This window comes from Streptomyces sp. NBC_00986, assembly GCF_045162565.1.
Classification (GTDB): Bacteria; Actinomycetota; Actinomycetes; order Streptomycetales; family Streptomycetaceae; genus Streptomyces.
The window spans coordinates 9,221,151-9,244,138 of sequence record NZ_CP108733.1 but is presented as its reverse complement, the minus strand read 5'-3'; the positions used below and the strand labels follow the sequence as shown (position 1 = coordinate 9,244,138).

Sequence of the window (22,988 nt, the reverse complement as noted above, 5' to 3'; positions counted from 1 at the left end):
GGCCTCTCAGGCCAGCGCCCTGATGTGGTCCGGCGACGTCAACTCCTCGCGCCGCACGATCAGTTCACGCCCCAGCAGCAACGTCCGCCGGGACGCCGGAACCGGATCCGGCAACGTCGTCAGGTCGGTCAGGTGGGCGAAGCCGATGATGCGGCGGACGATCTCCGTCCCGGCGTAGCCGACCGAGTCGGTCCAGACGCGGGAGAGGAAGCGGTCGAGGAAGGCGTCGTCGAAGAAGGTGTCGACACGGGTCGGCCAGAGGCGGCGGAACTCGGTCTCGAACGCCGCCCAGGAGAGCCGGAGTTGGTCGCCGTGGTCGGTCAACGTGCCCAGCTCACGCGCCCGTTCCTCCGACACCAGCACGTTGGCCCAGTACAGGCCGAGGTCGTAGCCGATCGGGCCGACGAAGGAGAACTCGGGGTCGAAGACCCGTACCACCGGGGCGCCTTCGCGCTCGCCGACCATGACGCTGCCGGTGTGCAGGTCGCCGTGGAGGAGGGCCTGGGCGCTGGTCATGAAGGTGTACCGGAGGTCGGCGACCTCCGTACGCAGGCGAGTGTCGGCCCGGAAGGCGGCGGCCAGGTCCGTCAACTCCGGGAGCCAGTGGTTGTGTTCGTGCTCGATGTACGGCTCGGAGAGGACCACGTCCTCGGTGATCTTGCACAGCTCGGGGCTCACCGAGGTGGCGATCAGCGCCTTGCGCTCGGCGGAGGACATCCCGAAGTCGCTGGTCGCGAAGGCGAGTTGGGCGACGAACTCGCCGATCCGCGCCGAGGTGTCAGGGCCGTACGACGCACCCTCGTTGAGGACCGTGCGCAGGACCTCCAGGTCGGACATGTCCTCCATGACAAGGGCGTAGTTGTCGGCGTCGTAGCCGTGGATCGCCGGGATCTTGTCCGGGGCGACCCGCGCGACCTGCTCGTACGCCCGCGCCTCGGCGTCGGCGCGCTCGGGGCTCATCGGCCAGGAGGGGCCGGCGACCCGCACCCAGGGCAGCGCCTGCTTGACGGCGAGGCTGTGGCTGCCGTCGGCGTTCGACGCGAGGAACACCCGGTTCATGTTGCCGTCCGAGACCTCACGGACGTGGATGTCGGTCACGTCGTCCCAGTGGCCGCGCTCGTGCAGGTAGCCGGGGATGTCGTCGGTCTCCAGGATGCGGTAGCCCATCGTACGAACTCCTCGAACTTCCTTATGCGGTGCGGCGCTTGGACAGGGTGAAGCTGAAGACCAGGGCGAGGATGAGGACCGCGCCCTCGACGACGTCCTGGGTGTAGTACGGCAGGCCCTTGATGGTCAGACCGGTGGTGATGATGCCGATCAGTACCGCGCCGAGGGCTGTGCCCCAGACGTTCGGGCGCCCCCGGCCGAGGACCGACGTGCCGACCAGCGCGACGGCGACCGCTTCCAGCAACTGCGACGTACCGGCGGACACGTCACCCTGCCCGATGCGGGATGCCAGGATCAGGCCGCCGATGGAGGCGAGGACGCCGGAGAGGACGTAGGCGAGGGCCCGGTACGCGCCGACGCGGATGCCCGCCAGGCGGGAGGCCTCGGGGTTGGCGCCGATCGCGTACAGGATGCGGCCCCAGCGGGTGCGGGCCAGGAAGACCCACGCCACGACGGTCAGCGCGCCGAAGATCAGCACGGAGATGGGGATGCCGAGGAGCGTGCCCCGGTCGATGCGCAGGAAGCCGTCGGTGAACTTGCCGGGGGCGGTGCTGCCGTCCGACTCGGTCATGCCGGCGGAGATGGACTGACCGTCGACCAGGATGAGTTTGGTGCCCTGGATGACGAACATGGTGCCGAGCGTGGCGAGCATGTCCGGGATCTTCATCACGACGATGAGCAGGGCGTTCAGCAGTCCGGCGAGCGCGCCCGCCGCGATCACGGCGAGGATCGCGACCGTGCCGACCTGGTTGTACGTCACCATCGTCTTCGCGGCGACGGTGACCCCGAGCCCGGCGACCGCGCCGACGGACATGTCCATCCCGCCGACGGCCATGGTGAGGGTGACGCCGAGGCCGAGGATCGCGGCGACGGAGACGTACCGGAGGGTGTCGAGCATGGTCGCCGACTCCCGGAAGGAGCCCTCGCTCAGCGCGAAGTACAGGAAGAGCGCGACCGTGACGAAGATGAAGCCGTACTTGATGACGGCGTTCTGGACGAGCACGGCGGTGGAGACGGCGGGCGGGGCCAGTGCCTTCGGTGTGGCCTCGGAGCTCTGGGTGGTGGTCATCGGGTGCTTCCTGAAGGGGCCGGCATCACACGGACGCCGAGATGGTCTGGATCACGCGGTCGCGTTCCGCGTCTTCGCCGTACGCGTCGAGGTGGACCTCGCCGGCCGCCAGCACGACGACCCGGTCGGCGATCTCCAGGACCTCGTCCACGTCGGCGGAGAGGACGAGGACGGCGGCGCCCTCGGCGGCCAGCCCGCGCGCCCGGCGGCCGATGTCGCGTCGTGCGCCGATGTCCACACCTCGGAACGGTTCGTCCAGGATGAGGACACGGGGTGTCTCCGCGAGCCAGCGGCCGACGACGACCTTCTGCTGGTTGCCGCCGGAGAGCTCCTCGACCGTGCTGTGTTCGTCGCGGGCCACGACACCGAGGGCGTCGATCGTCTCGCGGCCGAGGGCGTCTTCCTTCGTCGTGTTCACCAGCCCCGCCCGGGACAGGGACTTGAGGAACGGCAGCGAGATGTTCTGGGCCACCGACCAGCCGGCGACGAGCGCGTCGGCATGACGGTCCTCGGGGACGAGGTGGACGCCGGCACGGATGGCGTCGGACGGGCGGCGGGGCGCGTACGGCTTGCCGTCGAGTTCGACCTTGCCGGTGGGGAAGGGCTCGGCGCCGAACAGGCCGCGGGCCAGTTCCGTCTTGCCGGCGCCCAACAGGCCTACGACGCCGGTGACTTCACCGGCGCGGAGGTCCAGGTCGAGGGGTGCGCGGCCCTCGAAGAGGTGGACGCCGTGCAGGGCGAGGACGACGTCGCCGTGGTCGCCGCTGCGCTGCGGGCGGGCGCTGGTCGCCTCGTGGGCCTGGGCGAGCATCGCGCGCAGGGCGCTGTCCCAGTCGAAGGGCTTGACCTGGTCGTCGGTGAGACCGCCGTCCCGAAGGACGACCAGGCGGTCGGCGAGGGCGTCGATCTCGCCGAGACGGTGGGAGACGTAGAGGACCGCGATGCCGTCGTCGCGCATCTTCTCGACGAGGGCGAAGAGCCGCTCGGCCTCGGCGGCGGAGAGCGCGGAGGTCGGTTCGTCGAGGATGAGCAGCCGGGGGCGGGTGGCGAGGGCGCGGGCCAGGATGAGCAACTGGCGGTCGGAAATGCCCAGTTCGGTGACGTCGCGGCGCAACACGGCGTCGCTCCAGTCGAGTCCGAGCGCATCCTGGATCTCGCGGGCGCGGGCCAGGATGCGGCGGCCGTTGAGGAACGGGTTGCCGCGGCGCTGGGCCAGCTCCTCGAAGACCAGGTTCTCGGCGACCGTGAGACCGGGCACGATGCCCTCGCCGATCCGCTGATGGACCGTCTGGATGCCCAACTGCCGGGCGGCCGACGGGGATTGGAGAGCTGCGGGTTCCCCTGCGACCCGCACCTCCCCGCCGTGGTCCGTGTGCACGCCCGACAGGATCTTGATCAGCGTGGACTTGCCCGCGCCGTTGGCGCCGAGCAGCGCGACCACGCTGCCCGGTGCGATGTCGAGGGAGACGGAGGCCAGTACCGTCTTGCCGGCGAAGGCCATGCTGACGTCGCGGAGCGAGACCGCCGCGTCAACTCCCGTATCAGTGGGCGACATTGGGGATCCAGTCCGCGGTGCTCACCTTGGAGAGGTTCAGGGCGGGCAGGGCCGCGCGCAGCTGGTCCATGTTCGCGATCTTGTTCTTGCGCAGGAAGTCCTGGGTGATGGCGACGGCCGGGAAGTCGACGGTGGTCTTGTTCAACTGGCCCGCGAGTTCAAGGGCCGCCGTACGGACGACGGCCGCGCCGACCGCCGACGGGTCGGTGCCGGCCGTGGCGACCCACGGGCTGTTCGCGGCGGTCATGTTCTGGATGTCGGCGTTGGAGACGTCCGCGCCGAAGACCTTCACCTTGCTCTGCAGCTTCTTGTTCTGCACGGCGAGGACGGTGCCCTTGGCGAGCTCGTCGTAGGGGGCGAACACGCCCGCCACGTCGGAGTGTTGGGTCAGCGCGGCGGAGACCAGGGGAACGTTGTCCGTGGCCGTGGAGTCGGTGACCTTGCCGACCTTGAACTGCTGCTTCCAGCCGTTGGCGTCGACCGCGGTCTTCCAGACGGAGTTGCGCTTGTCGAGAGCCGCGTAACCGGCGACGTTGACGTAACCGACCTTGGCGTTCTTGCCGACCGTCTTGGCCATCACGTCGAGGACGGCCTTCGCCATGCTCGCGTCGTCCTGCTCGGTGCTGACCACGGACTTGTTGGTCTGGTCGACGTCGTAGACGACGACCTTGATGCCCTTCTTCACGGCCTGGTCGATCTCGGGCTGGATCGTCGAGGGGAAGCCGTGGTCGACGATGATCGCCTGCGCGCCGGAGTTGATCGCCGAGGACAGGTCGGTGGCCTGCTTGGCGTTGTCGGCCTGCGCGTCGTACACGGTCAGGTCGATGCCGAGGGCCTTGGCCTGCGCCTTCGCGCCGTTGCCCCACTGCTCGAAGTAGTCGCCGGCGCCGCTCTGCCGCACCAGCGCCACCTTGACCGTGCCCTTGCTGAAGGGGGCCGGCTTCTTGCCCGTGGCGGCCGAGGCCGAGGCCGCGGTGTCGTCGCTGCTCTTCGAGGCGTCCGTGGACTGCGAGCAGCCCGCCAGGAGGAGGGCGGAGACGGAGGCCAGCGAGAGCGCGGCGAGGGGGACGCGGGTACGGGACATCAGGGGGCTCCAGGTGCGGGGAGGTGCAGGGTGGTGCAGAGGGAGTGAAGGAAGGGAGTGCTTGACCCGGAGCCGGGGATGGGAACGCGCCACCGTACGCATAGTGGACAGGCGGCGAGCACTCCGAGAGAGCGGGGCGCGTCGGGCTCCGGGTGTGGTCAGCGACAGCTGGCTGTGGTCGACCGGAGCAAGTCCACGTACAGCCGCCGCACGAGCAGCAGCGTCTTCATAGGGAGATCATGAGAATGTTTTCGGCCATTGGTCAAAGGCATGGAAGCGGTTTCTCAGCAGGTGAGACAACGACTACGTCACATCCGGCCCGTTCACCGACGGCGGTTACCATCACGGGACCGGCTCCCGACCCGGCACAGTGAGGCCCCGATGACGACACCCCGCGCGACGACACCGCCCATGAGCTGCACACGGTGCTGTCCCGACGCACGGTGTCCGGGCTGACCAGCTGTCCGCCGCCGTCGCTCGCCGCCCCCGACTTCTCCTCCCCCACCCGTCCGGTGCTCGTCCCAGCATCCGGACATCCCTCCCACTTTTCGGAGTTGTTCCCATGACGCTGCTCACCACCTGGTCCGAGTCCGGCCCGGAGACCCTCGTGCGCCGCACCGCCGACCCCGTCGAGATCGCCGCCGCGCTCGCCCCCATCGGCGTCCGCTACGAGCAGTGGCCGATCCGCGAGGACGTCCCGGCCGACGCCGACAGCGACACCGTCTTCGCCGCCTACGGCCCGGAGATCGACAAGCTGAACGCCGAGGAGGGCTTCACCACCGTCGACGTCCTGGGCCTGCACCCCAGCGACGACCCCGAGTACCCGGCGAAGGCGGCCGGCGCCCGCGCGAAGTTCCTCCAGGAGCACACGCACGACGACGATGACGAGGTCCGCTTCTTCGTCTCCGGCTCCGGCATCTTCTACCTGCACGTCAACGGCGAAGTGCACGCCGTCTACTGCGAGAAGGGCGACCTGCTGGGCGTGCCGCGCGGCACCACCCACTGGTTCGACATGGGCACGAAGCCCGCCTTCACCGCGATCCGCTTCTTCCACGAGGAGGACGGCTGGGTCGGCAACTTCACCGGCTCGACCATCGCCTCGCGCTTCCCCGACTACGACACGATCGACGCGGGCTTCCAGCAGGACAAGGCCGCCGCGTGACCTTGCAGTTCACCGTGGACGCCGTGGTGCTCGACATCGAGGGCACCACGAGCGCCACGGGTTTCGTCGTCGACGTCCTGTACCCGTACTCGCGCTCGCGCTTCGCCGCGCTGCTCGCCGAGCGGGCCGACGATCCCGCCGTGGCCCGGGCGATCGCCCAGGTCCGCGAGCTGACGGGCGACCCGGACGCCGACGCCGTACAGATCGAGAAAACGCTCAACACCTGGTTGGACGAGGACCGCAAGGCCACGCCGCTCAAGACCCTCCAGGGCATCATCTGGTCCGAGGGCTTCGCCCGCGGCGACCTCGTCTCGCACTTCTACGACGACGTCGTACCGGCCCTGCGCACCTGGCACACGACGGGCCTGCGGCTGTACGTCTACTCGTCCGGCTCGGTGGCCGCGCAGCGCGCGTGGTTCACGTCCAGCCCGGAGGGCGACCTCCTGCCGCTGGTCTCCGGTCTCTACGACACGGAGAACGCCGGCCCCAAGCAGGAGCCGGAGTCGTACCGCCGTATCGCGGAGGCGACCGGCGTCGAGCCGTCCCGGCTGCTCTTCCTCTCCGACCGGCCCGGCGAGTTGGACGCGGCCGTGGCCGCGGGGTGGCACGCGGTGGGTGTACGGCGGCCGGGCGAACCGTATTTCGAGCAAGGCGTCGGCGACCACGCGCAGGCGGGGGCGTTCGACGAGATCGGCATCACCAGTTCAAGGAGCACCACGTGACCACCGAGATCAGTGACCTCGACCTGAAGGAGGCGGGGGCTCAACTCGCCGCCGAGTCCGCGCGGTTCGCCTCGTTCGGCTGGATGAGGGGGACCTCCGGCAACCTGTCCGTCGTCGTGGGCCGGGATCCCCTGCGGCTGGCGGTGACGGCCAGCGGGCACGACAAGGGTGAACTAACCGCGGACGACGTGGTGTTGGTGGACGCCGAGGGTGCGGCCGTGCGGGGTGGGAAGCCGTCTGCCGAGGCCGAACTGCACGCCCGTGTTGCCGCGTTGACCGGAGCGGGTGCCGTCGTCCATGTGCATACCGTTGCGTCTGTTGCCATGGGGCGGCGGGAGCCGGGCGGGATCGTGTTCAAGGATGTCGAGATGCTCAAGGGTGTTGGGCAGCCTGCGCATGATGTCGAGGTGACGTTGCCTGTCATCGCCAACAGCCAGGACATGAAGGTGCTCGGGGATCGGCTGGAGGCGGCTCGGGATCCTCGGATGCCTGCCGTTGTTGTCGCCGGGCATGGGTTGTATGTGTGGGGTGCCGATGCGAGGCAGGCGCGGCATCACACCGAAGTGGTCGAGTGGTTGCTGGAGTTGGAGTTGAGCACTCCGCGGGAAGCTCGGTAGTCAAAGCGCGCGCCGGTGGGGGCTGGTCGCGCAGTTCCCCGCGCCCCTAAAAGACAAAAAACAGGGCGCGGGGGCTTGGCCGTGCTTCACACTCGCCGCTACTTCAGGCGATCGCCTGGGAGTTCGCCTGCCGAGACCTCCAACACGCCCCGTTCCGTGACCAGTCCGGTCACCAGGCGGCCCGGGGTCACGTCGAAGGCGGGGTTGTGGCCCCGTGATTCGGCGGGAGCCGTACGCACTCCCGACCACTCCAACACCTCGGCCTCGCCCCGGAGTTCGATGTGGATGTCGTCGCCGGTCTCCGTCGAGAGGTCGACCGTGGTCGTCGGGGCCGCCACCAGGAACGGGATGCCCGCGTCGGCGCAGGCCAGGGCGACGCCGACCGTGCCGACCTTGTTCGCCGTGTCGCCGTTCGCTGCGATGCGGTCCGCTCCGACGATGGCCGCGTCGACCTCTCCGCGCAGGATGGTGCCGGCGGCGGCGCCGTCGGCCTGGACGTAGTGCGGGATGCCTTCCTGGACCAACTCCCAGGCGGTCAGGCGTGATCCCTGGAGCAGGGGGCGCGTCTCGTCGGCGTAGACGACCTCCACCAGTCCGCGCGCGTGCAGTTCGCGGATGACGCCGAGTGCGGTGCCCCAGCCGGCCGTGGCCAGCGCGCCCGTGTTGCAGTGCGTCAGAAGCCTCAACGGCCGGTCCACGCCCACCTTTTGGACCAGCCAGTCGGCGCCGAACGCGCCCATCGCGCGGTTGGCGGCGACGTCCTCGCGCTGGACTGCGGCGGCTTCTTCCAACACCGCGTCCAGGCCCTCGTCGAAGCGGGTCATGACCCGGTCCACGCACACCATGAGGTTGACCGCGGTGGGGCGGGCCTCGCGGACGCGGGCGACGGCTGCGCGCGTCTCAGCCTCGGTCCAGCCCTTCCGCTCGCCCTCGATGAGCGCGATCGCCACGCCGTACGCGCCCGCCGCGCCGATCGCGGGTGCTCCGCGCACCACGAGGCGCTGGATCGCGTCGACCAGCGTGTCCACATCGTGGACAGCCACCGTCTCGTTGCGATGCGGGAGCAGGGTCTGGTCGATGAGTGCGAGACCGGTTCCGGTCCAGTCGACCGCGCGCAATTCCTGGGACATAACGGGACACTCCTGCTGTTCCGATGGTGTCGGTCACCGTACATGACCTGGAAGAACCACAGTTCGAGACAGTCGAGCGGGTGTCTCAAAACGAATGTTAAAGTCCAGCACCCGCAGCCCGAAGGCCGAGACGAAGGAGGACGTGTGCTGCTCACCGTGCGCCGTTTCCTCGATCACGGCCGCTGCGCGAGCGACTGCTGTCGACGCTGACCTGTCCCTCTCGCGTCCACCCCTCGTCTTGTCCCGTCTCACCATCTGGTCGCACGCGCTCCCGCCGGAGCGCGCCTTGCCGTACCCCGGAAGGTCCCCATGCTCCGCAGATCACGTCGCACCCTGCAGCTCGTCGCCGCCACCACGCTCATGGTCACCGCCGCCACCGCCTGCAACGCCGCCGCGAAGAGCGACGCCTCGGACAGCGCGAGCGGCGGCAGCGGGAAGTCGTTCACGCTGGTCACGCCGGACGCGGTCGGGCAGAACGAATTCCTGAAGCTCGCCGTCACGGGCGTCAAGGCCGCCGCGAAGACGCACGACGGGACCGAGAAGGTCTACGAGTCGACGGACACCGCGTCCCAGCAGCAGAACGTGCAGGCCGCCGTGGACGCGAGCCCGAGCGTGATCGTGCTGGTCGGCTTCGAGTTCGCGGACCTCGTGGCGCAGCAGGCGAAGGCGCACCCGAAGCAGCAGTTCCTGATGATCGACGCGTGCACGACGAAGACGTTCAAGAACGTGACGTGCGCGGTGTTCCGTGAGCACGAGGGTGTCTATCTCGCGGGCGCCGAGGCCGGGTTGCTCAGCAAGAGCGGCAAGGTCGGCGCGGTGGACGTGCTCGACACGCCCCAATTCCGGCGCTACAGCGACCCGTTCGCGGCCGGTGCCAAGAAGGTCGCCGCCAAGACGTCCGCGTCGACGCGCTTCGTCGGCGGCCAGTCCCCGTTCGACGACTCGGCGCGCGCCAAGGAGCAGGCCAACTCCCTTCTCTCCAAGGGCACCGACCAGATCATGGCGGCCGCGGCGGCCGGTAACTACGGCGTCTTCGAGGCCGCGAAGGCCAAGGGCGCGTTCGCGTACGGCGTCGACGTCAACCAGTGCGTCTCCTCCCCCGGCACGGTCGTCGACAACGTGATCAAGAAGACGGACGTCGCCGTGGAGAAGGGCGTCGAGCAGGTCCTCGCGGGCAAGACCGGCACCTCGGTGTCGTACGGCCTGAAGGAGGGCGGCATCAGCCTGACCGGCCTTGAGGCGGGCGTCGACTCGTCGAAGTGCGTGATCGCCGAGCACAAGGACGTCCTCACGAAGGTCAAGGCGCTGCGCGACCAGATCGTCTCCGGAAAGCTCAAGGTCGATGACCCGGCCGCCAGTTGAGCCGGCGGTCGAGCTCCGGGGCATCACCAAGCGGTTTCCCGGCACGCTCGCCAACGACTCCGTCGACCTGACCGTCCAGCGCGGCGAGATCCACGCCCTCATGGGCGAGAACGGCGCCGGCAAGTCCACCCTCATGTCGATCGTCTACGGCATGGAGCGCGCCGACGCCGGGTCCATCCGGATCGACGGACGCGAGGTCGCGTTCGGCGACCCGAGCGCGGCGATGGCCGCGGGGCTCGGCATGGTCCACCAGAGCTTCAAGCTGTTCGACTCGCTGACGGTCGCCGAGAACGTCGTCTACGCCGCCGAGCCGCGCCGCTTCGGCCTGGTGGACCGGGCCGCGGCCCGCCGCCGGGTGCGGGAGCTGGCGGAGGAGCACGGGCTCGCCGTCGACCCGGACGCCCGGGTCGGCGACCTGCCGGTCGGGCTGCGCCAGCGCGTGGAGATCCTGAAGCTGCTGCACCGAGGTGCCCGCACCCTCATCCTCGACGAGCCGACCGCCGTGCTCACCCCGGCCGAGGCGGACGCCCTGTTCGCCGTCCTCAAGTCGCTCGCCGCGCAAGGCCGTACGGTGATCCTTGTCACCCATAAGCTGCGCGAGGTCCTCGAAGGCAGCGACAACGTCACCGTCCTGCGGGACGGCCGGGTGGTCGCCCGCCTCGTCACCGCGGACACCTCCGCCGACGAGATCGCCGCCGCGATGACCGGCCGCGCGGTCGAGCTGGACCGCGTCCACGCGCCCGGGACACCCGGTGACGTGGTCCTGGACGTGAGAGACCTCACCACGGACGCCGTCCACGATGTGGGACTCACTGTCCACGCCGGAGAGATCGTCGGCATCGCGGGCGTCGCCGGCAACGGTCAGAGCGAGCTGATCGAGGCCCTGGCCGGGCTACGGCCGGTCATCTCCGGTCGGGTCGGTCTCAAGGGGCAGGACATCACGCACGCCTCGGCCACCGAGCGTCGTGCGCGGGGCCTCGCCTACGTCCCCGAGGACCGGCACGCGGTCGGTACGGCACCGGCGGCCTCCGTCGCTGACAACCTCGCGATGGGCCACCATCGAACGTCCCTGTCCACCAAGGGACTTCTGCCGCCCGCGGCCGTACGCGCCCACGCCGGGCGGCTGATCGAGCGCTTCGGCATCAAGGCGGCCACCCCCGAGGTGCCCGCCTCCGCGCTGTCCGGCGGCAATCTGCAGAAACTGCTGATCGGCCGCGAACTCGCCCACGAGGCACCGCTGTTGCTCGTCGAGCAGCCCACGCGCGGGGTCGACATCGGCGCCATCCAGAACATCCACGACCAGATCGTCGCCTACCGCGACGCCGGTCACGCCGTCCTCCTCGTCTCCGCCGAACTGAGCGAGATCCGGGGCCTCGCGGACCGGGTCCTGGTCATGTACGAGGGCCGGGTCACAGCGACGTACACGAAGGACGAGGCGGACGAACGGGCACTGGGACTCGCCATGGCGGGCGGGGCCGTAGCGCCGACGGAGGCCGTCGACTGACATGACGCACACTCAGATACCGCGCATATCAGGGGTGTTGCGCTCCCCCATCACCTTCTCCGTGCTCGCGGGCCTGGTCATCGGCGCCCTGTTCCTCGTCGGCACCGGCGCGGACCCGTTCACGGCGTACGGCGCCGTCCTCACCGGCTCGCTCGGCGCGGACGGCATCGGCTCCACGCTGAGCACCGGCACCAGCGTGCTCGGCATGGCGCTCGCGCTGGCGATCCCGTTGCGGGCCGGGCTGATCAACCTCGGCGGCGACGGACAGATGGTCCTCGGCGGCATCACGGCGGCCGTGACCGGTCTGTACTCCCCGCTACCCGCCCCGATCACCGTCGTACTCGCGCTGCTCGCGGGGATGGCGGCAGGCGCCGCATACGCCGCTCTGGCCGCCCTGTGCGAGAACCGCCTCGGCGTCCCGCTGCTGGTCAGCAGCCTGCTGCTGAGCTACCCGGCGGTGTCCCTGGCTTCCTACCTCGCGCGTTATCCACTCAAGGAACCCGGCTCCAGCCTCCCCCAGACCCGGGCGATGCCGGACGGCGTGGCACTGCCCGCGTTCGGCGACTCGACGGTCACCATCGGGCTCGTCCTCGTCGTCCTCGCGGCAGCCGCCTACTGGTTCACCGACAAGCGCACGGCGTTCGGCTACGAGATCCGCATGACCGGCCTCAACTCCCGCTTCGCCGCCTACGCGGGCGTCGAACGCCGGGGCCTCACCCTCAAGTTGATGTCCGTCTCGGGTGCGCTCGCCGGACTCGTGGGCGCCATAGGGGTGTTGAGCTTCCCGTACCGCTTCGTCGACGGCTCGCTCACCGCACCCGGCTACACCTGGACGGGACTTACGGCCGCCCTGCTCGCCGCCGCAGCACCCCTCGGCACAGTCATCGCTTCCTTCTTCTTCGCCGTCCTCGCGGTCGGCGGTCTGGCGATGGAGCGGACGACCGAGGTGCCGCGCGAGCTGACGCAGGTGCTGCAGGCCATCGTGATCGTGTTCCTGGCGGCCCGACTGCGCTTCCCCAGTGGGTGGTTCAGGAGACGTTCCCAGGAAAACCCGCACGAGGGCTCTCCGGAAACCTCTCAGAAGATCGGGGCCACGTGATGTTCTTCGACTCCGATCTGCTGATGTCGGCGCTGCGCGCGCTGACCCCGATCCTGCTGGCCGCACTCGGCGGTGCCCTGTGCGAGCGGGCGGGCGTCTTCAACATCGGCCTCGAAGGCATGATGCTGATGGGCTGCTTCACGTCGGTGGCCACGAGTTGGTTCACGGGCAGCGCCTGGCTCGGCGTACTCGCCGCCGCCCTCGCGGCAGCCGCGTACTCGCTCATCCTGGCCGTCGGCGCGGTAACTCTGCGCGGGGACGCGGTCGTTCTCGGAATCGCCATGAATCTCCTGGCAGTTGGCCTGACCAGCTTCCTGCTGCGTACGGTCTTCGGTGTGCAGGGCACTTTCGACGATCCGTCACTTGCCGGGCTCCCGTTGGTCGGTGGCTTCACCCCGCTCGCGTATCTGGCGTTCGTCGCGGTCGCGGTGGCCGCGCTGATGCTGTCCCGGCATGCGTGGGGGCTGCGGCTGCGCGGGGTCGGCGAGGCACCGGACGCGGCAGCCACGCTCGGGGTGAGCCCGGCGAAGTACAAGTACGCGGCCGTGCTGATCTCCGGTGTCCTGTGCGGGCTCGCGGGGGCCCAACTCGCGCTCGGCAACGTCACGTTGTTCTCCGAGAACATGACGGCCGGCCGGGGCTGGATCGCGGTCGTCGCGGTCATGCTCGGCCGCGCGGCACCCGTCGGTGTGCTGCTCGCCGCGCTGCTCTTCGGTCTCGCCGAGGCCGCCGGCTTCCGCCTCCAGGGCGTCGGCCTGCCCCAACAGGCCACCGACGCCGCGCCGTACGTCGTGACGCTCGTCGCCCTCTTCCTCTCGACGGCCCGCCGCCGTCGCCGTACCGCCAACTCCCCTTCCGGAGCCACCACATGACGCAGGACCTGCTGCCCATCTCCCGCATACCACGCACCGGACTTCCGGCGCGCGCGGTCGTCGTCGGCGACCCGGCGCGCGCCGCCGCCGTCGCCGCGCTGCTCGACGGTGCCGAGGAGGTGTCGTACCACCGCGAATACCGTGTGTTCAGCGGGAGTTGGAAGGGCCTGCCGGTCACCGTCGCCTCGCACGGAGTGGGCGGACCCGGCGCGATCCTGCTGTTCCAGGAACTGGCGGACGCGGGGGTCCGCACCTTCCTGCGCTTCGGCACGGCGGGCGCGATGAAGCCCGGCATCGGCGACGGCGACCTCGTGATCGCCGAAGCGGCCGTACGGGACGACGGCGTCACCCAGCAACTCCTCCCCCCGGAGTACCCGGCCGTCTCCTCCCCCGAGGCCGTCTTCGCCCTCCAGCGCGCGGCCCGCGAGGCCGACGCCCCGCACCACCGCGGCATCGTCTGGACCCGCGCGGCCTTCCAGCCCGGCCTCCTCCCCCTCTTCTCCTACGACGGCGCCGGGCTCTCGGCGATCGAGATGGAGCTGTCGGCGCTGCTGGTGACGGCCTCGCTGCGCGGTCTTGTCGCGGGCGGGGTGCTCGTCATCGACGGCGCCAACGCCGATGAACTCGTCGACGCGGAGACCACCGGCGGGTACGACCCGCACCGGGAGGTCGTCGCGGCGGGCGTCGAGCGGGGCGCGGTCGTCTCGCTGGAGGCGCTCCGGCTGCTCGCGGAGGCCGAGGAGTTGACGGCGTGAGCACCTTGAGCATCGACCTGTTGGTGTACGGCGGTGACGTCCTCACCGTCGACGAGGCCGGAACGGTCGTACGAGACGGGGCAGTTGCCGTCCACGAGGGCGAGATCGTCGCCGTAGGACCGGCCGAGGAGCTGACAACTCGGTTCACAGCGGCGGAGTCCATTGACGCGTCGGGCTGTCTCGTGCTGCCCGGGCTGATCAACACGCACACGCATCTCGCGATGACGCTGCTGCGCGGCCGGGCCGACGACGTGACTCTCCAGGGCTTCCTGGAGCGGGTGTTGAAGTGGGAGGCCGAGCTCCTGACGCCGAAGAACGTGGCGGCGGCGGTGCGGCTCGCGGTGGCCGAGAGCGTGCGGGCCGGGGTGACCTCGGCGCTCGACATGTACTGGTTCCACGAGGCGGCCGAGCAGGCGGCCCGCGAGACGGGCTGGCGGCTGCACACCGGGCCCACCTTCATGGACGTACCGGAACCGCCGGACCGTATCGCCTACGAGGACCGACTCGACTGGGCGCGGCGGGACTTGGCGGCGCGCGGCGAGGCACGCCCCGGTCTGCGGCCGGTCCTGTTCGCGCACTCGACCTACACCCTCGCGCCCGACCAGCTGGTCGAAATCGCCGCCCTGGCACGGGAGTTCGGGGCGCTGCTGCACATCCACGCGGCGGAGAACCCGACCGAGGTCGCCACCGTCGAGGTCAAGTACGGCAAGCGGCCGGTGGAGTTGCTCGACTCGCTCGGGCTGCTCGGTCCTGATCTGCTGCTCGCGCACGCCGTGGACCTGACCGGCCCGGAGATCGCGGCGCTGGCCCGCACCGGCACGTCGGTCGCCCACTGCCCGGTGTCCAACCTGAAGTTGGGCTGCGGGATCGCGCCGGTGCCAAGGCTGTTGAGCGCGGGCGTCACCGTCGGACTGGGCACGGACGGTGCCGTCAGCTCCAACACGCTGGACGTGCTGGGCGCCGTACGGCAGGCGGCTCTCGTGCACAAGGCGGGCGGCGACCCCACGGCGGTCGGCGCCGAACAGGCCGTACGGATGGCGACGATCGAGGGCGCGCGGGCGCTGGGTCTGGGTGATCGCCTGGGTTCATTGGAGGCCGGGAAGCGGGCCGATCTCGTCGTGCTCGATCTGGACGCGCCGCATCTGCGGCCGCTGCACGACCCGTGGTCGACGCTCGCGTACGCGGCGCACTCGGCGGACGTACGGGACACGGTGGTGGACGGGCGGGTGCTGATGCGGAACCGGACACTCGGCACGCTGGACGAGGAAGCCGTGCTCGCGGAGCTCGAAGCACTTGCCTGAGCTGTGGATTTCCCTCCCGTTCAGCCTGCTGAACCCGCATAATGCACCTGATACATCGGACGTCTGAGCAAGAGAGAGGCCGGCCATGGCAGTCACCGATGAGGCGATCGAGAAAATCAAGGGAATGATCGTCTCCGGCGCGCTGCGTCCCGGGGACCGGCTGCCCAAGGAGAGCGAACTCGCCGCCGAACTGGGCCTGTCCCGCAACTCCCTGCGGGAGGCCGTGCGCGCCCTGTCACTGATCCGCATCCTGGACGTGCGGCAGGGCGACGGCACGTACGTCACGAGCCTCGATCCCCAACTCCTGCTGGAGGCACTGAGTTTCGTCGTCGACTTCCACCGCGACGACACGGTCCTCGAATTCCTGTCCGTACGACGGATCCTGGAGCCGGCGGCCACGGGGATGGCGGCGCTGCGGATCAGCGAGCAGCAACTGGACGCGCTGAGCGCCCAGTTGGACGCGCTGGGCGGTGCCCCTTCGGTGGAGGAACTGGTCGCGTGCGACCTGGAGTTCCACCGGGGCATCGTGCAGAGTTCCGGCAACTCGGTGCTGTGCTCGCTCCTGGACGGTCTGTCCGGGCCGACCACACGGGCCCGGATCTGGCGCGGTCTGACGCAGGAAGATGCGGTCAGCCGGACGCTGCACGAGCACCGGGCGATCCTGGGCGCGCTGCGCGACCGGGACGCGGAGGCGGCGCGGTCGTGGGCGACGGTGCACATCGCGAGTGTGGAGCAGTGGCTGCGTTCGACCCTGTGATCGAGTGATGCGCCCCGCTGATCCATCGGAGGAGTGACCGGCCGGGACGGGTCTGCACAGGATGGCGATCTTGTGTGTTCGACCGTCCCGGACGGGGCAGGCATGGGTTCACTCCCCCGTGCAAGGGGGCTGCGGGCGCCCCCGTCGGACGCCGTAAGGTTGGGACGTACGCGAGGGCAGATCGGAAGGAGGCGCTGGGTGATCGAGCTGGAGGGGGTTCCCGAGCTGATCGACCCAGTGATGGTGGCCGCGTTCGAGGGCTGGAACGACGCCGGCGACGCCGCCTCCACCGCGGTCGCGCACTTGGACAGGGAGTGGAAGGGCGAGGTGTTCGCGGCGCTGGACGCCGAGGACTACTACGACTTCCAGGTCAACCGACCCACGGTGTGGATGGACGCCGGCGTGCGAAAGATCACATGGCCGACAACGCGCCTCTCGGTGGTCCGGGTCGGCGGCGAGAAGCCGCGTGACCTCGTACTCGTCCGAGGTATCGAACCGTCCATGCGCTGGCGCTCGTTCTGCAACGAACTGCTGGGCTTCGCCCATGAGTTGGGCGTGGAGCTGGTGGTGATCCTGGGCGCGCTGCTCGGTGACACCCCGCACACGCGTCCGGTGCCGATCAGCGGCACCACCTCGGACTCGGACCTGGCGCAGCGGATGGACCTGGAGGAGACCAAGTACGAGGGTCCCACCGGGATCGTCGGCATCCTCCAGGAGGCGTGCACGCACGCGGGCGTACCGGCCGTGTCGCTGTGGGCCGCGGTGCCGCACTATGTGTCGCAGCCGCCCAACCCGAAGGCCACCCTGGCGCTGCTCAACCGCTTGGAGGACCTGATCGACGTGCGCATCCCGCTGGGCGAGCTGCCCGAGGACGCGCGCGCCTGGCAGGTGGGCGTGGACCAGCTGGCCGCCGAGGACAGCGAGGTCGCCGAGTACGTGCAGACGCTGGAGGAGGCCCGCGACACCGCGGAGCTGCCGGAGGCGTCGGGCGAGGCGATCGCGCGCGAGTTCGAGCGCTATCTGCGGAGGCGTGACGGCGGTGGCAGCCCGCCGCCCGGTGGTCACGCGACGGCGGACGGCAGCGACAGCGCGTCGTATCTGCGGGACAACCCCGGCGGCCGTGCGAAGCCGACGAGACCCGCGAAGCCGGACACGGAGCCGGAGGCCGACGCGGACGACGAGGACTCCTCCGAGGAGTGAGTCCGCAGGCCAACAGGATGTGAGACAGGGGCGGTTCCTCCCGGGTGGGAGGAACCGCCCCTGTTCTGTGGGCTGTTGCTAGAGGGCCACGCCCAACAGGGCGTCCACGGCGCGGGACACGACGCCGGGGGCGCCCTCGTCGCTGCCGCCCCGGTCCCGCTGGAGCGCCGCCCACCGGTCGACCGCGGCGAGCGCGGCCGGGGCGTCCAGGTCGTTCGCGAGGGCTTCGCGCATCTCCTCGACGACCGTGACGGCGGAGGGGCCGTCGGGCCGCGAGACGGCGGCACGCCAGCGCCCGAGCCGGGCGACCGCGTCCGCGAGCACCTGGTCGGTCCACTCCCAGTCGGAGCGGTAGTGGTGGGCGAGCAGGGCGAGCCGGATGGCGGCCGGGTCGACGCCCTCGCGGCGCAGCGCGGAGACGAAGACGAGGTTGCCCCGGGACTTCGACATCTTCTCGCCGTCGAGGCCGACCATGCCGGCGTGGACGTACGCCTTGGCCATGGGGAACTCGCCGGTCAGCACCTGGGCGTGCGAGGCGCCCATCTCGTGGTGCGGGAAGGCGAGGTCGGAGCCGCCGCCCTGCACGTCGAAGCCCATGCCGAGGTGGTCCAGGGCGATGGCCACGCACTCGATGTGCCAGCCGGGGCGCCCGCGGCCCAACGAGCCGCCGTCCCAGCTCGGTTCGCCCTCGCGGGCGGCCATCCAGAGCATCGGGTCGAGCGGGTTCTTCTTGCCCGGGCGGTCCGGGTCGCCGCCGCGCTCGGCGGACAGCAGGCGCATGGCGGTCGCGTCGAGGTTGGAGACCTTGCCGAAGTTCGGGTCGGACCCGACGGAGAAGTAGGTGTCGCCCTCCAGTTCGTAGGCGGCACCTGCGTCCCTGAGGCGCTCGACGAGCGGCACGATGCCGGGTATGGCCTCGACCGCGCCGATGTAGTGCTTCGGGGGCAGCATGCGCAGGGCGGTCATGTCCTCGCGGAAGAGCGCGGTCTCCTGCTCGGCGAGGGCGACCCAGTCGACGCCGTCGCGCACGGCGCGCTCCAGGAGCGGGTCGTCGACGTCGGTCACGTTCTGGACGTAGTGGACCTGGCGCTTGGTGTCGAGCCACACGCGCTGCACGAGGTCGAACGCGTTGTAGGTCGCCGCGTGCCCCATGTGGGTGGCGTCGTACGGCGTGATGCCGCAGACATAGATACGGGCGACGGGACCGGTGTCAGGGGTGACCAGACCGCCGGTCGCGGTGTCGTGGATCCGGAGGTCGCGGCCCTTGCCGGGAAGGGCGGGGACCTCAGAAGCGGGCCAGGCATACATGTCATGAGCGTAACCGGACGGATAATCCGTTTACGAACCGGACCAGGCCGTATGGCCGGTGAGGCGGTCTTGCGCGCCCTCCCGTTCCCGTGCTGCTAGACCGGCGGCCACGGAATGGCCGGCCACTCCCCGCTCGGCTCGGGATGCTTCCCGTCCGCCAGCATCGCGTCGACCCGCGCGCGCGTGGCATCGAGTTCTGCGTCGGTGATCAGCTCGGCGAGCTTCGCGGCGAGCCCGCCGCCGTCCCTCAGCGCCTCCCTGAGCGCCTGGAGGACGTCGACAGCCTCCGGAGTGAGCGGCTCGCCCGCCCAGCCCCACAGGAGGGTGCGCAGCTTGTTCTCGGCGTTGAAGGTGACACCGTGGTCGATGCCGTAGAGGCGTCCCTCGTCGGCGGGCAGCAGATGGCCGCCCTTGCGGTCCGCGTTGTTGATGACGGCGTCCAGGACGGCGAGGCGGCGCAGCCGCTCGTCGTCTGCGTGTACCAGGAGGGCCGTTTCCCCCTCGCCGACCTCGGCGAAGCCGATGGCCTTCCAGCCCGGCTCGGGCTCCTCGGCGTCGACCAGGGCGAGCAGTTCGGACTCGGCCGCCGTCTCGATCCACAGCTGGCACATGCCCTCGCCGTGCGGCCCGTCGCGCAGCACGGTGGTCGGCACGAGGCCCCAGCCGGTGGCCTCGGAGACCTCGTAGGCGGCGACCTCGCGCCGGGCGAGGTTGCCGTCCGGGAAGTCCCACAGGGGGCGCTCCCCGGCCACGGGTTTGTATACGCAGGACGCCTCGCGGCCCTCGTAGGTCACGGAGCAGAACAGCACCGCGTTCGAGGCCTCGCGGATGCGTCCGCGTACCTTCAGCTCACCCTTGGACAACAGCTCGGCCGTGGTCACGCTCCGCGGCGGTATCCGTTCTGGCGCGGACATACGTGTCCTTCCGGGTCGAGCGGGAGGCTGCACAGCGGGCAGGGCGGACGGCCGGCGTTGACGACGTCCAGGGCCCTCTTGGCGAAGGCGCGGGCCTGGGCTCCGGTGAGGCGGACCCGCAGCATCGGGGGTCCGTTCTCCTCGTCCTGGAGGAGGCGTTCCTCGGCCTCGGCGAGGTCCTCGTCGGTGTCGGCGTCGAGTTCGACGAGGGCCTGCGCCTCGACGATCATGCGCTGCTCCTCACCGTCCCAGGCGAGCGCCATGGTGCCGACGCGGAACTCCTCCTCGACGGGGGTCTCCAGCGGGCGGGTGTCGGAGATCTCGGTGGGGGTGACGGCCGGGACGGCCGCGCTGCCGCCACTGCGCCGTACGACCTCGTCCAGAAGCTCGTCCATGCGCTCGGCGAGCGCGGCGACCTGCGTCTTCTCCAGGGCCACGCTGGTCACCCGAGGACCGGAGGCGGCCTGGAGGAAGAACGTACGGCGCCCGGGCAGTCCGACCGTGCCGGCTACGAAGCGGTCCGGCGGGTCATAGAGGAACACCTGACGGGACACGTCCTGTCTCCATTGGAATCGACTGCTGACAAGTGCGGCGCTACTGCGACCGCTTCACCCTACTGCGGCCGACGATCACGGTGCGCCCGCGCCGCCCCCGACCGTGGCGTCGTCGCCCGGGGGCTCCTCGCGCGGCGCCAGGGACGCGAGATCACCCGTGTCCCCGAGCCGTACGAGATAGGGCCTGAGACGGGTGTAACGGATCGCGGTGATGGAACACGGTTCTACGGAGATCCGCTGAAAGAGGTCCAGATGAAGTCCGAGTGCGTCCGCGACAAGGGACTTGATGATGTCGCCGTGCGAGCACATGAGGTAGACGGCGTCGGAGCCGTGATCGCGCTCCACGCGCGCGTTCCACTCGCGTACGGCCTCGGCCGCGCGGGTCTGCATCGCGCGCATCGACTCGCCGCCCGGGAACGCGGCCGACGAGGGATGCGACTGGACGACCTCCATCAGGGGCTCGTCCTTGAGCTCGGCGAGCTTGCGGCCGGACCAGTCGCCGTAGTGGCACTCCCCGATCCGCTCCTCGGTGTGCATCCGCAGGTCGGGGCGGGCGTCGAGGAGGGGCTGGAGGGTCTCCTGGCAGCGCTGCAGCGGGCTGGCGACGACCTCGGCGATCGGCAGCGCGGCGAGCCGTCCGGGGAGCGCGGCGGCCTGGGCGTTGCCGCGCTCGTCGAGGGCGACACCGGGTGTCCAGCCGGCGAGCACTCCGCCGGTGTTGGCGGTCGAACGTCCGTGCCGGACAAGGATCAACGTGGGCATGCCGCCAAGGGTAGGCGTACGCCACCCGCCGAAGGGCCGCGCCGGTGTCGAGGGGCCGAGCGCGCGGAGGCCCGAAGGGCCGATCACGGTCGGCCCCTCGACACCGGCATGGGCGGCCCGGAGGCGAAAATGTCAACGTGCGGCTTCGGGCGGACGGCGGGAGAATACGCACCGTGATCGTCGACTACGCCATCTACCGTGACGGACGCCGGACGGAAGGGCCCGGCGACTTCTCCGACGGCCTGGACCACTGCCGTCGCGTGGGCGACGCCTTCGTCTGGATCGGCCTCTACGAGCCCACGGAGAAGGAGTTCGACCGCGTCACCCAGGAGTTCGCCCTGCACCCCCTGGCCGTCGAGGACGCCCTCACCGCGCATCAACGCCCCAAGCTGGAGGTCTACGACGACTCGCTGTTCGTGGTCCTCAAACCCGTGGGCTACGAGGCCGACAGCGACGTGGTCACCTCCGGTGAGGTCATGGTCTTCGTGGGCGACTCCTTCGTAGTCACCGTCCGGCACGGCGAGGAGGCTCCCCTGGCGGCCGTACGGCACCGTCTTGAGGAGGAGCCGGAGATGCTGCGGCACGGGCCCACGGCGGTGCTGTACTCGATCGCGGACGCGGTGGTCGACCACTACGTGGACGTGGCGGGCGAGTTGCAGACCGACCTGGAGGAGCTGGAGGCGGCGGTGTTCTCGCCGACCGGCGGCGGCTCGCGGACCACGGCGTCGCGCATCTACACCTTCAAGCGGCAGATCCTGGAGTTCCGCCGGGCCACCGGGCCGCTGGCGATGCCACTGGCCCGGCTCGCGGGCGTCGGTCTCGCCGGGGACCGGGTGCCGTTCGTGAACGACAGGTCACGGCCGTTCTTCCGTGACGTCAACGACCACCTGATGAAGGTCAACGAGTCCGTCGAGGGCCTCGACAGGCTGGTCTCGGACGTCCTGTCGGCGCATCTCGCGCAGACCAGCGTCCGGCAGAACGACGACATGCGGAAGATCTCCGGCTGGGCCGCCATGGCCGCCGTCCCCACCATGATCGCGGGGATCTACGGCATGAACTTCGACCACATGCCGGAGCTGCACTGGCTGTGGGGATACCCGGGAGTGATCCTGCTGATGGCCGCCCTGGAGGTGCTGCTGTACCGGACGTTCAAGCGGCGAGGCTGGCTGTAGCGCGCTTCTTGGGCTTACGCGAACTCGGGGGCCGCGGTGGCCGGTCCGCCGAGGGCGTCGCGGCGTTCCGGCATCCTCAGGGACACCATCCGCCGCCAGCCGCCGAGCCGTTCGTACGCGTACACCGCGTGGATGCCGGCGGCGAGCGCGGCCGACTTGGCGCGCGGCCAGCCGAGGACGCGTCCCATGTGGGCCATCACCGCGAGGCTGACGTCCCGGTAGATGCGGATCTCCGCCAACGCGCACTCCCGGAGCGCCCGTTGGATGGCGCGGCCGTGTCCGGCGGCCGCGAAGCGCAGCAACTCCTCGTGGCAGTAGGCGAGATGGTTGTCCTCGTCGTTCGAGATCATCCGTACCGCGCGGCCGAGGTCGGGGTGGTCGGCGAAGTGTTTGCGCAGCAGGTCCATCTGCTCGGAGGCGCGCTGTTCGGTGACCCGGCTGTGCGCGAGGTAGGTGACGACGTCCTGGACGGTCAGCGCCGCCTCGCCCTTGAGCTTCTCGTGCGCGAGGCCGATGCCGTGCCGCTCCAGGAGCATCGTGTAGTCGGTGTCGGCGGGCACCCGGACGGGGTCGAGGCCGCGCTTCTTGAGAAGGGCGTTGAAAATGCGCCCGTGCTTGTCCTCGTCGGCGCCGTGCCGGCTGATCTTGGGGGCGAGGTCGCGTTCACTCGGCGGGACGAGGACGGCGATGCGCCCGTTCTCCCAGCCGCCCTGGGACTCGCCGCTGGCCGCGATGGAGCAGAACAGCCGGAACGACTCGTCGTTGTCGAGGATCTCCTGGAACAGACTCTTGGCCGACAGCATCTGAACGCACCTCCATGCAGGATTCCGCCGCATTCCGCAAAGAACGAGTCAAATGCGACGTCAGAGGTGCTGCAACAGCAGTGTCGGACAACTCCGCCAAAAGGAGGACTACGGATGTC

At 70.2% G+C, this 22,988-nt stretch carries 22 protein-coding genes; 12 read left to right on the top strand and 10 right to left on the bottom strand.

Features of this window, described 5'->3' with window-relative positions:
- Window positions 1-6: 6 nt before the first annotated feature.
- The 4 genes from mtnK to OG504_RS41530 are packed head-to-tail and all read right to left on the bottom strand — an operon-like array spanning window position 7 to window position 4,875.
- A complete protein-coding gene (gene mtnK, locus OG504_RS41545; protein ID WP_405994400.1) occupies window positions 7-1,167 on the bottom strand; it encodes an S-methyl-5-thioribose kinase in 1,161 nt (386 codons plus the stop codon).
- Window positions 1,168-1,189: 22 nt separating this feature from the next.
- The gene (locus tag OG504_RS41540) at window positions 1,190-2,236 is read right to left on the bottom strand and encodes an ABC transporter permease (RefSeq protein ID WP_405994399.1); all 1,047 of its coding nucleotides are present in this window, start codon (window positions 2,234-2,236) and stop codon (window positions 1,190-1,192) included.
- A 25-nt stretch (window positions 2,237-2,261) separates the two neighbouring features.
- Entirely contained in the window at window positions 2,262-3,791 is a 1,530-nt protein-coding gene (locus tag OG504_RS41535; protein ID WP_405994398.1) for a sugar ABC transporter ATP-binding protein, read from the bottom strand.
- The gene (locus tag OG504_RS41530; protein ID WP_405994397.1) at window positions 3,778-4,875 is read right to left on the bottom strand and encodes a substrate-binding domain-containing protein; all 1,098 of its coding nucleotides are present in this window, start codon (window positions 4,873-4,875) and stop codon (window positions 3,778-3,780) included. Before OG504_RS41530 ends, OG504_RS41535 begins: the two co-directional genes overlap by 14 nt.
- 562 nt (window positions 4,876-5,437) lie before the next feature.
- Here OG504_RS41530 and OG504_RS41525 point away from each other — a divergent pair.
- From OG504_RS41525 to mtnB, 3 genes are read left to right on the top strand one after another with little or no spacing between them, the layout of a single operon-like run.
- Window positions 5,438-6,037: a 1,2-dihydroxy-3-keto-5-methylthiopentene dioxygenase gene (locus tag OG504_RS41525; protein WP_405994396.1), complete on the top strand. Its 600-nt coding sequence runs from the start codon at window positions 5,438-5,440 to the stop codon at window positions 6,035-6,037.
- Complete coding sequence (mtnC, locus tag OG504_RS41520) at window positions 6,034-6,759, top strand: acireductone synthase (protein ID WP_405994395.1); 726 nt, start codon at window positions 6,034-6,036, stop codon at window positions 6,757-6,759. Before OG504_RS41525 ends, mtnC begins: the two co-directional genes overlap by 4 nt.
- Window positions 6,756-7,376, top strand: a complete 621-nt coding sequence (mtnB, locus tag OG504_RS41515; protein ID WP_405994394.1) for a methylthioribulose 1-phosphate dehydratase — start codon at window positions 6,756-6,758, stop codon at window positions 7,374-7,376. Before mtnC ends, mtnB begins: the two co-directional genes overlap by 4 nt.
- Before the next feature lie 98 nt (window positions 7,377-7,474).
- Here mtnB and mtnA read toward each other — a convergent pair whose 3' ends face one another.
- Window positions 7,475-8,506 carry an S-methyl-5-thioribose-1-phosphate isomerase gene (gene mtnA / locus OG504_RS41510; RefSeq protein WP_405994393.1) on the bottom strand — a complete coding sequence of 344 codons (1,032 nt, stop codon included), beginning with the start codon at window positions 8,504-8,506 and terminating at the stop codon, window positions 7,475-7,477.
- Window positions 8,507-8,815: 309 nt separating this feature from the next.
- On the opposite strand from mtnA, the gene OG504_RS41505 reads away from it, so the two are divergent.
- The 8 genes from OG504_RS41505 to OG504_RS41470 all read left to right on the top strand — a co-directional run bounded on the left by OG504_RS41505 (window position 8,816) and on the right by OG504_RS41470 (window position 17,356).
- On the top strand, window positions 8,816-9,868 hold the full coding sequence (locus OG504_RS41505; RefSeq protein WP_405994392.1) for a BMP family ABC transporter substrate-binding protein: 1,053 nt from the start codon (window positions 8,816-8,818) through the stop codon (window positions 9,866-9,868).
- Window positions 9,849-11,372, top strand: coding sequence for an ABC transporter ATP-binding protein (locus OG504_RS41500; RefSeq protein WP_405994391.1), 1,524 nt, complete (start codon window positions 9,849-9,851; stop codon window positions 11,370-11,372). Before OG504_RS41505 ends, OG504_RS41500 begins: the two co-directional genes overlap by 20 nt.
- A gap of 1 nt (window position 11,373) precedes the next feature.
- Window positions 11,374-12,471, top strand: a complete 1,098-nt coding sequence (locus tag OG504_RS41495; protein ID WP_405994390.1) for an ABC transporter permease — start codon at window positions 11,374-11,376, stop codon at window positions 12,469-12,471.
- Window positions 12,471-13,343: an ABC transporter permease gene (locus tag OG504_RS41490; RefSeq protein ID WP_399193025.1), complete on the top strand. Its 873-nt coding sequence runs from the start codon at window positions 12,471-12,473 to the stop codon at window positions 13,341-13,343. Before OG504_RS41495 ends, OG504_RS41490 begins: the two co-directional genes overlap by 1 nt.
- Window positions 13,340-14,098, top strand: a complete 759-nt coding sequence (locus OG504_RS41485) for a nucleoside phosphorylase (protein WP_405994389.1) — start codon at window positions 13,340-13,342, stop codon at window positions 14,096-14,098. Before OG504_RS41490 ends, OG504_RS41485 begins: the two co-directional genes overlap by 4 nt.
- A gap of 5 nt (window positions 14,099-14,103) precedes the next feature.
- Window positions 14,104-15,399: an amidohydrolase gene (locus OG504_RS41480; RefSeq protein WP_405996569.1), complete on the top strand. Its 1,296-nt coding sequence runs from the start codon at window positions 14,104-14,106 to the stop codon at window positions 15,397-15,399.
- An 85-nt stretch (window positions 15,400-15,484) separates the two neighbouring features.
- Complete coding sequence (locus OG504_RS41475; protein ID WP_366436166.1) at window positions 15,485-16,156, top strand: FadR/GntR family transcriptional regulator; 672 nt, start codon at window positions 15,485-15,487, stop codon at window positions 16,154-16,156.
- Window positions 16,157-16,354: 198 nt separating this feature from the next.
- Window positions 16,355-17,356, top strand: a complete 1,002-nt coding sequence (locus tag OG504_RS41470) for a PAC2 family protein (protein ID WP_405994388.1) — start codon at window positions 16,355-16,357, stop codon at window positions 17,354-17,356.
- A 78-nt stretch (window positions 17,357-17,434) separates the two neighbouring features.
- Here the strand turns inward: OG504_RS41470 and mshC are convergent, their stop codons facing one another.
- From mshC to OG504_RS41450, 4 genes are all read right to left on the bottom strand, one after another.
- A complete protein-coding gene (gene mshC, locus OG504_RS41465; RefSeq protein ID WP_405994387.1) occupies window positions 17,435-18,664 on the bottom strand; it encodes a cysteine--1-D-myo-inosityl 2-amino-2-deoxy-alpha-D-glucopyranoside ligase in 1,230 nt (409 codons plus the stop codon).
- A gap of 95 nt (window positions 18,665-18,759) precedes the next feature.
- A complete protein-coding gene (locus OG504_RS41460) occupies window positions 18,760-19,578 on the bottom strand; it encodes an SCO1664 family protein (RefSeq protein WP_405994386.1) in 819 nt (272 codons plus the stop codon).
- Window positions 19,542-20,132, bottom strand: a complete 591-nt coding sequence (locus OG504_RS41455; RefSeq protein WP_033283700.1) for a DUF3090 domain-containing protein — start codon at window positions 20,130-20,132, stop codon at window positions 19,542-19,544. The genes OG504_RS41460 and OG504_RS41455 overlap by 37 nt, the downstream gene beginning before the upstream one ends.
- Window positions 20,133-20,207: 75 nt before the next feature.
- Window positions 20,208-20,894 (bottom strand): histidine phosphatase family protein, encoded by a 687-nt coding sequence (locus tag OG504_RS41450; RefSeq protein ID WP_405994385.1) that lies wholly within the window; start codon window positions 20,892-20,894, stop codon window positions 20,208-20,210.
- A gap of 173 nt (window positions 20,895-21,067) precedes the next feature.
- On the opposite strand from OG504_RS41450, the gene corA reads away from it, so the two are divergent.
- Window positions 21,068-22,066, top strand: a complete 999-nt coding sequence (gene corA, locus OG504_RS41445) for a magnesium/cobalt transporter CorA (protein ID WP_405994384.1) — start codon at window positions 21,068-21,070, stop codon at window positions 22,064-22,066.
- A gap of 14 nt (window positions 22,067-22,080) precedes the next feature.
- Here corA and OG504_RS41440 read toward each other — a convergent pair whose 3' ends face one another.
- Window positions 22,081-22,869: a ferritin-like domain-containing protein gene (locus OG504_RS41440; protein WP_405994383.1), complete on the bottom strand. Its 789-nt coding sequence runs from the start codon at window positions 22,867-22,869 to the stop codon at window positions 22,081-22,083.
- Window positions 22,870-22,988 lie beyond the last annotated feature (119 nt).